9 protein-coding genes and 1 pseudogene are annotated in these 10149 nt (G+C 49.4%); all 10 read left to right on the forward strand.

The window, feature by feature from the left end:
- Positions 1–267, forward strand: a pseudogene (locus B3187_RS07740) (PrkA family serine protein kinase); the annotation flags it as partial.
- Between the two features lie 49 nt (positions 268–316).
- Positions 317–1603 carry a YeaH/YhbH family protein gene (locus B3187_RS07745; protein ID WP_286805557.1) on the forward strand — a complete coding sequence of 429 codons (1287 nt, stop codon included), beginning with the start codon at positions 317–319 and terminating at the stop codon, positions 1601–1603.
- Between the two features lie 3 nt (positions 1604–1606).
- Positions 1607–3115 (forward strand): SpoVR family protein, encoded by a 1509-nt coding sequence (locus B3187_RS07750; protein ID WP_286805559.1) that lies wholly within the window; start codon positions 1607–1609, stop codon positions 3113–3115.
- A gap of 533 nt (positions 3116–3648) precedes the next feature.
- A complete protein-coding gene (locus B3187_RS07755) occupies positions 3649–4020 on the forward strand; it encodes a hypothetical protein (protein WP_286805561.1) in 372 nt (123 codons plus the stop codon).
- A gap of 298 nt (positions 4021–4318) precedes the next feature.
- On the forward strand, positions 4319–5377 hold the full coding sequence (locus B3187_RS07760; RefSeq protein ID WP_286805562.1) for an ABC-three component system protein: 1059 nt from the start codon (positions 4319–4321) through the stop codon (positions 5375–5377).
- A 7-nt stretch (positions 5378–5384) separates the two neighbouring features.
- Entirely contained in the window at positions 5385–5888 is a 504-nt protein-coding gene (locus tag B3187_RS07765; protein WP_286805563.1) for a three component ABC system middle component, read from the forward strand.
- A 5-nt stretch (positions 5889–5893) separates the two neighbouring features.
- Positions 5894–7885: a DUF3732 domain-containing protein gene (locus tag B3187_RS07770; protein WP_286805572.1), complete on the forward strand. Its 1992-nt coding sequence runs from the start codon at positions 5894–5896 to the stop codon at positions 7883–7885.
- Between the two features lie 311 nt (positions 7886–8196).
- Complete coding sequence (locus B3187_RS07775; protein ID WP_286805564.1) at positions 8197–8622, forward strand: hypothetical protein; 426 nt, start codon at positions 8197–8199, stop codon at positions 8620–8622.
- A gap of 148 nt (positions 8623–8770) precedes the next feature.
- Complete coding sequence (locus B3187_RS07780) at positions 8771–9190, forward strand: hypothetical protein (protein ID WP_286805566.1); 420 nt, start codon at positions 8771–8773, stop codon at positions 9188–9190.
- Positions 9191–9617: 427 nt separating this feature from the next.
- The gene (locus B3187_RS07785) at positions 9618–9971 is read left to right on the forward strand and encodes a hypothetical protein (protein WP_286805568.1); all 354 of its coding nucleotides are present in this window, start codon (positions 9618–9620) and stop codon (positions 9969–9971) included.
- The last annotated feature ends 178 nt before the right edge of the window (positions 9972–10149 follow it).

Consider the following 10149-nt stretch of genomic DNA (forward strand, 5'->3'; position numbering starts at 1 on the left):
GTCAACTTCGTGCTGCGCGCCCGGGCCAACAACAACGGCCGCAACCCTGCCTGGAACAGCTACGAGAAGTTGCGCTCGGTGATCGAGCAGAAAATGTTCTCCAACACCGAGGACCTGCTGCCCGTCATTTCCTTCAATGCCAAGGCCTCCGCCGCGGACCAGAAAAAACACCAGGACTTTGTGGCGCGCATGATCGAGCGCGGTTATACGGAGAAGCAGGTCCGGCTGCTGTCGGAGTGGTATCTGCGGGTCCGCAAGTCCCAGTAAAGCCAGCACCCCACCCGGGGTGCCGAGGGTGGTTTTTCGAGGTTAGCGTATGAGTCATATTGTCGACCGTCGCCTGAACGCCAAAAACAAAAGTGCCGTCAACCGGCAGCGCTTTCTGCGTCGCTATAAAGAGCACATCAAAAAAGCCGTGTCCGGTGCGGTCAGCCGTCGCTCCATTACCGACATTGAGCAGGGCGAGAAAATCAGCATTCCCACCCGGGACATTCACGAACCGGTATTCCACCACGGCCAGGGCGGCCACCGGGAAAACGTGTTGCCCGGCAACAAGGAATTCACCCGGGGAGATCGCATTGCCCGCCCGCCCAGCGGCGGCGGTGGCGGCAGCGGCTCCGGTGCCAGCGATTCCGGCGAGGGCGAAGACGAATTTGTTTTTCAGATATCCCAGAGCGAATTTCTGGACTTCATGTTTGACGACCTGGCGCTACCCAACCTGGTCAAACGCCAGTTGATCGGCGACACCGACTTCCAGCGCCACCGGGCCGGCATCAGCAACGAGGGCAACCCCGGGCAACTGAACGTGGTGCGCTCCATGCGCTCCGCCCACGCCCGGCGCATTGCCCTGACCGCCAAAAAGCGCCGCCGCCTCAAGGAGCTAAAAGCCCAGCTTGAAGAGGAGCAGGCCAAGCAGGACATCCTGTACGACGCGCGCAAGGTCAAAAGCCTAGAAGAGGAAATCGTCGAGCTGGAGGCGAAGATCAAGCGCATCCCCTGGCTGGACACCTTCGACCTGAAATACAACCTGCACGTCAAACACCCCATACCGCGCAGCAAAGCGGTGATGTTCTGCCTGATGGACGTGTCCGGCTCCATGACCCAGTCCACCAAGGACATGGCCAAGCGCTTTTTCATCCTCCTGTACCTGTTTCTGCAGCGCAACTACGAACACACCGAAGTGGTGTTCATCCGCCACCACACCAGCGCCAAGGAAGTAGACGAGGAAGAGTTTTTCTACTCCCGGGAAACCGGCGGCACCATCGTCTCCAGCGCCCTGAAGCTGATGCACAGCATCATGGAAGCGCGCTACCCCACCAGCGAGTGGAACATCTACGGCGCCCAGGCTTCGGACGGGGATAACTGGAACGAAGACTCCAGCGTGTGCCAACAGGTACTGTGTGAGGACATACTGCCCCACGTGCAGTACTTCTCCTACATCGAAATCACCCAGCGGGAGCATCAGGCGCTCTGGCACGAGTACGAAGAAGTGCAGGAGCGCTTCCCGCACATCTTCGCCATGGAACAGATCACCGACGTGCGCGACATCTACCCGGTGTTTCGCGAGCTGTTCCATAAAGACACGCACCGGCAGGCGGGTTAAGTCATGAGTGAGCGCAAACCCATATCCACCGGCGCCGACTGGACCTTCGAGCTGGTCGAGGAATACGACCGGGCCATCGCCGGTATTGCCAAAGAGTTCGGGCTGGACACCTACCCCAACCAGATCGAGATCATCAGCTCCGAACAGATGATGGACGCCTACTCCGCAGCGGGCATGCCTCTGGGCTACCACCACTGGTCCTACGGCAAACAGTTCCTGTCCGTGGAAAACGCCTACACCCGGGGGCAGATGGGGCTGGCCTACGAAATCGTGATCAACTCCAACCCCTGCATCGCCTACCTGATGGAGGAGAACACCATCACCATGCAGGCGCTGGTGATCGCCCACGCCTGCTACGGCCACAACTCCTTCTTCAAAGGCAACTACCTGTTCCGCACCTGGACCGACGCCAGCTCCATCATCGACTACCTGGTGTTTGCCAAGAACTACATCGCCCAGTGCGAAGAGCGCTACGGCATCAGCGCTGTGGAAGAGACCCTGGACTCCTGCCACGCCCTGATGAACTACGGCGTGGACCGCTACAAACGCCCCTCCCCCATCTCCGCCTGGGACGAGCGGGAGCGGCAGAAGGAGCGCGAAGAATACCTGCAGCGGCAGGTGAACGACCTGTGGCGAACCATCCCCCGGATGACCCCGGAGGCGGAAGACCCCGCCCCGAAACAGCGCTACCCCAGCGAACCCCAGGAAAACCTGCTGTACTTCATCGAGAAGAACGCCCCCCTACTGGAACCCTGGCAACGCGAAGTGGTGCGCATCGTGCGCAAAATCGCCCAGTACTTCTACCCCCAGCGGCAAACCCAGGTGATGAACGAAGGCTGGGCCTGCTTCTGGCACTACACCCTGCTCAACGAGATGTATGACCGGGGCCTGGTCACCGACGCCTTCATGATGGAGTTCCTGCAGTCCCACTCCAGCGTGATTTACCAGCCGCCCTACGACAGCCCCCACTACAGCGGCATCAACCCCTACACCCTGGGGTTCAACATGATGATGGACATCCGCCGCATCTGCGAGCGCCCCACCGAGGAAGACCGCTACTGGTTCCCGGACATCGCCGGCAGCGACTGGAATGAAACCCTGCACTTCGCCATGCGCAACTTCAAAGATGAGAGCTTCATCCTGCAGTTCCTATCGCCCAAAATCATCCGAGACCTGAAACTCTTCACCGTGGTAGACGACGACCGCGAACCCCATATCGAAGTCAACGCCATCCACGACGAAGAAGGCTACCGCGCCGTGCGCCAGTCCCTGGCGGGCCTGTACAACCTGGGCAATCGCGAGCCCAACATCCAGGTACAAAGTGTCGACATACGAGGCGACCGCTCCATCACCCTGCACCACACCCGCCACTCCAGGAAGCCGCTGGACAACTCCGCCCAGGAAGTGATTCGCCACCTGCATAGGCTGTGGGGGTTTGATGTGCATTTGCATTCTATGGATGGAGAGAAGGTGCAGCAGAGTTTTCATTGTCCGCCGGTGGCCAGTGAGTGATAAACGAAACCTGTAAAGCGACCCAACTTTCTCCTCCGAAAAGGTTGCCTGCTGGCGTCCAATGTGGCACTTTAGACCTTAGATGTACGGATGTAGCCATGGTGGCTACCTGCCAAAATGCGTGAGTTGATAAGAGGGAGCTTGTTAAGCGCACCGTTCTTAGAATTTTCTCGCAAAAACAAACAGTTACCATCATAGATGGAATGATATAGGGCACTAGCTAGAAGGATATTAAGCATGCTCGTTTTTATCCGGCGACAATCACGAAAGAGTGAGTTATACAATCTACAAATCAACTGTTTACAATAATTTTAGAGGAATTTTATTGATTTGATATCGCACACGTGCGACATACTAATGTTAGCCAAAGGAAAACTATGCAGATTCCATTATCACGTGACCCCTCGAAGTCTATGTCGGTAGATCCACATAGAACCATGTCCATTGACCCCCGGCGGACGATGTCGATCGATCCACATAGAACAATGTCCGTTGATCCACATAGAACTATGTCGATCGATCCACGACGGACTATGTCGATTGACCCAAATAGAACAATGTCAATCGATCCACATAGAACAATGTCCATTGACCCGCGGCGTACAATGTCGATTGATCCAAATCGAACATTGAGTATCGATCCGAACCGCTCGATGAATATTGAAGGTAAGTATATTTTTGATGTGCAGCGCAATCTTGTCGGATTCTCAGTAACCGCGAACAGCAAGGTCCTTCTTATCTTTGATACGAACCGAGAATGGGTGGCATTTACAGCTTCCAATAATCATGGAGGCTTCAACCAGTTTGATATCAACAGAAACTGGGTAGCTTTCTGGGTCCCTTCAGGAAACGGTAATTTTAATATCTTTGATTTGAACAGAAATTGGACACATTTCACAACTTAATCTTGACGAACAAGCCAAGCACGATGACAGCCTTTTCGTTGCGATTTAGCCTCTACTACAATCCTGTGCGTGCTGCAGCATTGAGAGGTTCGGAGTAGATTCACTTTCGGCCCAAAGCGGACGTTAATTAGACTAACCGAAATCCAACCTGAAAGCGTAAGCATCAAGATGTCAACAAGTATTTGATAAGAACCAAAGGACGTTTCATATGCCTACCGCAGCGGGACAATTGCTAGGATATCAGCTTCAGCTCCAACGGGCGCTGATTCACTTACTGCAATCAGGACGCGGATCGTCTGTGAGCGTTGAGGTCACCGGTGACGTGGCGGTAATGCTCAACAACGGAAGTAATATTGAAGAAGAAGACAAGTCGTCTTTGAGCAGAAATCCGGTTACGGACAAGTCAACCGATCTCTGGAAAACGTTCTATAACTGGATCCATGCACTGAATGACGGTTTGATAGATTTAGGGGGAACAAAGTTCATTTTATATGCCAGCCACGAAGGTAATACAGGGATAGTCGATGCGCTATCTGATGCTCAAAGTCCTGAAGAAATAAATAGATGTGTCGAAGATGTCGAAAACCTATTCGAATCTCTGGAAACACCTCATCCAATCTTTTTGTACCTTTCATATATTCTTGACAATAAAGAATTATTTAAATCTATAGTTCAGTCTTTTGAATTTATCGTAGGCACCAAAACCGGTAGCGAGGAAATAAAACAGATTCTATCTGATATGATTTTAGTATCCCATCACCATGTCGATTATGTTCATGATGAATTAGTCGGCTGGATAACAAATTCTGTGATGGCTAGGATCGCTGTCGGCGAACTAGCCATCATACCATGGACGGAATATGAGAACAGATTTTTGGTCCTATTCGAAAGAGTCAGAGCCAGAGAATTAATCGACTTCACTAAGGAGTATGCAGCCGAACACGAGGATGTTCGCAAGCAGATTAAGGCATATCCGAGATACTTGAAACAACTACAGATAATCGACATTGAAGACCATGAACAAATTTCAGCAGTATCCGATTTTCTGCGCAGGAAGGTAAATGCGGATAAATGGATAGAGAGCGAGTTGATCGACGAAGCATCGGCTCAGGAGTTCGAAGAAAGTCTTAGAAGCTATTGGAACAGCACCTTCAAAAAGATCTCCATTACCGAAAAATCACTAAAGCCAGAAGAACGCGGACAGCTTCTGTACCACAATTGCAAGGAAAGGCAGTCAACAATAGGAAACCAGCCTGTTCTTTCTCATTTTGTTCGCGGAACATACCACAATCTAGCAAATGAAAATGAGTTATGGTGGCATGAATCATGGAACGATTTGCTGAAAAACAGTAAGTAGAGGGCTTATGAGCAATCTCGTTGAAGAAGTGAGAGTCTGGAATACACCGATTGTCGGATCGTACGTTCTTTGGCGATTTACAACAGGCTATACAGATCATCACTCCGAAGGTAACCCCCCTGTCCTATTGTTGCATTTCCTTGCATCTGCAATTTTGACAAACAAGCGTCTTAGCGATCCCGTCACCAACCTTAGGAACGATCTTGCTTCCTACGCTAGGAGCTTTACCGATAAAGGGGACGTCGATCTTTTCCTTTCGATTCAGGACCGCGTGAACAAGACGAAGTCATATACTTTAAGTTCGATCGACTTAGCTATTCATCATGGTCTCCTGTTTCTCAATCCTGAAGATGCCTGCCTTTATCCTAAAACCCTGACGGGAAAGCCGAGGCGGGGCATGACACCGAAGCAAAGCGTCAAATCTTTAGGCAATAAAGCAGAGACGTTAGGTAAGTGGTTTTCAGCCTACTCTGTCAGTCAGGTTTCTACGTTATTAAAGGTGGTGTTATAGTGAATATGAAGATAAAGAAGTTGATTATCTGGCCTAAAAATTCAGACTTTCCACCAAGAGAAGTAGAGTTCGAACTTGACAAAGTCAATGTTATCACAGGAGCATCCCGTACCGGAAAGTCCGCAATAATACCGATTATAGATTACTGTCTTGGTTCCAGTTCGTGCAGCATTCCTATTGACACTATCAGAGATTATGCATCTTGGTACGGCGTCATACTCCAGCTTGATCAAGATCAGATACTTATCGCGAGAAGAGTTCCAACTGGCAGCGAACCGTCTAATGACTTTTACTACCACAAAGGAACGATCGTTTCGATTCCACCTGTACTGGAAGACAGAAATGCTTCGATTGCGGATGTCAAACACTCACTGAATGAAATCGCTCTGCTGCCGTATTTCAGCCTCGACCCCGACGAAGCATCGCAAAACAGTTTTAAATCCCGCCTGAGCATTCGCGATCTAATGGGCTTTGTATTTCAGACACAGGATATTGTCGCCAACCAGAATATTCTGTTTTACAAAACTCATGCTCATGAGCATCGAGAAAAACTACGCACTTGGTTTCCTTTTATTCTTGGGGCGGAGAACGTGGATGTCTTGAAGGCCCGTCAGCGATTGCAAGTGCTTGAGCGAAAGCTAAACAGATTGCGGCGGGAACTTGAGAAAGAGCGTGCGATTTCAGAAGAGTGGAAGTCCAACATATTTGGACATCTGATGACAGCGTTCAATTATGGACTGGTCGATGCTGATTTCTCTCAGTCTGACGATCCTGAGAGGCTTCTAGAGGTCGGTAACGAGTTGGTTGAGAGAAGCCCGAACAGCCCCCGTGTCGGTGAAGATCAGATCCAGGCTTCAAGCGAAGAGCTCATAAGGCTTGATACTCAGGACGACGATCTGGCTTCCCAAATTGCGAGAATAAAGAAACGCCTTGAAGATGTTAAAAGACTGAAGAGTGGTTTTACGGATTACGGCTCTGTTGCCAGAAAGAAGGCTGACCGCCTTCACCTTTCTAAATGGCTGACAGATGTAGCGGAGCATACAGAAAGTTGCCCCGTATGTGGTGAGACCGCTCATTCTAACGCGCTTGGCGAAATCAACAAGATTTCAGCCGTTCTTGAAGAATATGAGGATGAAGCGAGTAAATTCCGGGTTATTCCCACCACTTTTGACAGGGAAGAACAGCGACTTAAGCAGGACTTGGAAGACGTACTTGAGCAAAGGAGCGCACTTCAAGAACGCTATGACCGGCTTGTACAGGAGGACGAACAGGCTCGAAACAGCTTTTATAGAAACAAAGATATGTATATCTTTCTTGGCCACTTCCGCTCATCTCTAGAGCGGTTCGAAAAGCTCATTGAAGGCGGCGACCTGGAAGGTCAGATTCAGAGACTTCAGGACGAGCACGATCAATTGAAACCACTGGTGAATGAAAGCGCTATTTTAAGAAGAGTAGATGCCGCGACCGATATAATTGATGACCTTATGCTCTCATATCTTCAGCACCTTGACGTCGAAGAAAAATACAGGCAGTCCAGGGCAAAAATTGACATCAAAGAGTTGACCATCAAGGTACGGGGCAATGAGGGGGATTGGCACTTCCTTGCTGAAGTCGGTAGTGCTTCTAACTGGGTCTCTTTCCATATAGCGGCTATGTGCGCATTTCAGGAGTTTTTTGCCAGCCTGCCAGGCTCTAGCGTTCCCAGTTTTGTCATCTTCGATCAGCCAAGTCAGGTTTATTTCCCGAAAGTCACGTTGGTTGAAGGGGATGAAAGGGAAGAAGATTTCAAAAATTACAAGGATGAAGATTCTGATGCAGTTAAGAAGATATTTAGAACCTTGTCAGAATCCTTGTCAAAACCGGATTCGTCCTGGCAATTTATCGTTCTTGATCATGCAGATAAGGCTATCTATGGGAACATCAATAATGTCCACGAAGTGGATGAATGGCGGGATGGTAAAAAACTCATACCTCCAGAATGGTATACCGACGCATAGAGTACGCTGGATTTGTTTTACCAATTAGAGCGTAGGACGCGGCCTGAGAGATTGTAGTACTACTAGGATCCCGGGGCAATCCGCGTAAGCAATCGGCCGGCTAATGAATTTTTTGGTGAGGGACCGAATGTCGTATAAAAATCGGCTGCTCAGCGAGAATTCCACCGTCATGCAGCTTCAAAATTGCGAGTAAGCTCGAGCGATTAGAGGAGCACCAAATGGTAGATCTCCGTCCAATTCTTAAAGACCTAGACTTGTCTTCTGTAGTGCTTCCAGACGATAAAATGAATGAGTGTTAGTTCTTTTATTCTTTGCTAGCCGTAGAACGTGACCGGGACAAGTTTCGGTGGCTGCTGGGCGCTTTTCTCAATGGGTGTTATGGATTTCTTGAGTTCAAGGCGACCTATCTATATTATGCGTTTTGTGATCCGGATTCAGGCGAACCAGTTGAAGACCGGGAGGCTTTAGAAACGCTGAGGAAATATGTCAAAGTTTCCCAGAAGAAGAATATATCAGGATTTATAAAGACGTCTGGGCTGTCGGAACTGATGAAAAAGCTATATAAGTTCCGAAATCGAAGCACTCACGATGGAGGCATAGAGATCATGGAAGCCGGCAACCAGCTACCGGATGACTTCCAAATAGGAATGTACAAGAGCAAGGGCTATCCCGCCGTGGAGTTCTGTGAGGAAGTGCTTTCTTTTCTTAGGGACTTGGATCTTGAGCTAGAATCATAGAGGCTCGCTTGCAGGCTCTTACTCTTACAACTCCAAGCACAGTGGCAGCAGTTTCGTTGCGGCTTTGCCTGCTGAACCTTCACCACTACAAAACCAAATCCGCGCGTTCTGATCGGCGCTATTCGATCAATTGGAGAAAGGTGTAATTTTGAATAGTATTGACTTATTCGATGCAACTTGTGCAAAGGTTCTAGCTCAACTTTATAGTCAGTTCCCTTTAGAGATAGAGGAGTTTAGAGATCATTGCCTTGGCCTATATGATCAGCAGAGTATTTCGGATGAAACAAATAGGAAAATAAAAGCGGTGAATCAAAGTATCGTGTTTCTAAAGCAGAATGGCTATATTTCGTACTATGGCTGGGAGGGTCATGATACGGGAATACCAAAATACAACATGAAACTAACCGCTAAAGGGTTAGAAAAACTCCGAAGCACTCCTGATGGCCTGGTAGGTAATGACGATGATCTTGGCTCTGCTTTAGCAAAAAGGGTACAAAGTCTAAAGAACTTAAGTGTCGATGAGGTTGTAAAAAATCTAGTCAAGGCAGTTTTTACCGGTGGCGCATAACACGCCAGTCAGCGGGACCCAAAACCCACCACCTCGTTCTGGCTTTTCGCACTTGATGGCGGCGTTTAGGAGCCATTAGATGTCTAGTGCATACATAGAAGGGAAATTATTGTCCCTTCCTAGGGAAGAATTCCTTGACTGGGCTCGAGTAGAAATAGAAGCAGCCACGGAAGAACTGAGCTCCAGCCTAGGGTTTGATCACGACGAGGATGTAGAATCCTTCACTACTGAATTAATGAAAAAAGTTGGGAGTGTCCTGAACTCAGACTTGGGCGCTTCCGAAAAGGGAGAGGAGGTCCGGTTGTTAATTCGTTACCCTTGGGGAATCCATTGTCTTTAAAGCTAAACCAATCAGCTGTTGTCGCCCCTGCAGGGCCGGGACTGCCATCCCGCTCCACAACCGGGGCGTTACGTAGTGGAGAATTGAATGCCAAATGTAATAGTTGTTCCAGAAACCGAAGCGTTCACCAACCATGTATCACATGAGAACGTGGTCTGGATTACCTCCAAATTGGGCACTCCTAAGCTGAAGGAGAACGACGCGACTTATATAGCCCCATACTGGCTACATGGGACCAAAGGGGTGAACCGTATTTATTATATCGTGAAATTCAAGCCTGGAAACGAAGCGGCAACCTTTGTTTTAGGCAACTCATTTGTAGTTCCGAAATGCTGGACTGAAATGGGGCAGCACCGTAGGTTCGAATATCACGCTTTGTCAAAATTTGGCTATGTCGAAATTTGCCCTGGCCTTCTAACACCTACGCATGGGCAATTTTGAGCGCTTTACTTAGCAAAGTGCATCATATCGCTAGGTCCTCCGCCCTTCGCCGGACTCGCTCGTGCGTCGCTCTCCACTGTGCACGGCGTTGGCACTTGAGGTGAATGATGGACAATGACGATTAACTGAAAGGGCTTGGGACTGGTTGATTTTAGTTGTATTAGTTCAGACCAAATCT

Source organism: Marinimicrobium sp. UBA4209, from assembly GCF_002381585.1.
Classification (GTDB): Bacteria; Pseudomonadota; Gammaproteobacteria; order Pseudomonadales; family Cellvibrionaceae; genus Marinimicrobium; species Marinimicrobium koreense.

Bases quoted from the DNA above. Each gene is read 5' to 3' on its own strand.
- B3187_RS07755 (WP_286805561.1), top strand. From the start codon at position 3,649: ATGTCGATTGACCCAAATAGAACAATGTCAATCGATCCACATAGAACA.
- B3187_RS07750 (WP_286805559.1), top strand. From the start codon at position 1,607: ATGAGTGAGCGCAAACCCATATCCACCGGCGCCGACTGGACCTTCGAG.
- B3187_RS07770 (WP_286805572.1), top strand. From the start codon at position 5,894: ATGAAGATAAAGAAGTTGATTATCTGGCCTAAAAATTCAGACTTTCCA.
- B3187_RS07765 (WP_286805563.1), top strand. From the start codon at position 5,385: ATGAGCAATCTCGTTGAAGAAGTGAGAGTCTGGAATACACCGATTGTC.
- B3187_RS07785 (WP_286805568.1), top strand. From the start codon at position 9,618: ATGCCAAATGTAATAGTTGTTCCAGAAACCGAAGCGTTCACCAACCAT.
- B3187_RS07745 (WP_286805557.1), top strand. From the start codon at position 317: ATGAGTCATATTGTCGACCGTCGCCTGAACGCCAAAAACAAAAGTGCC.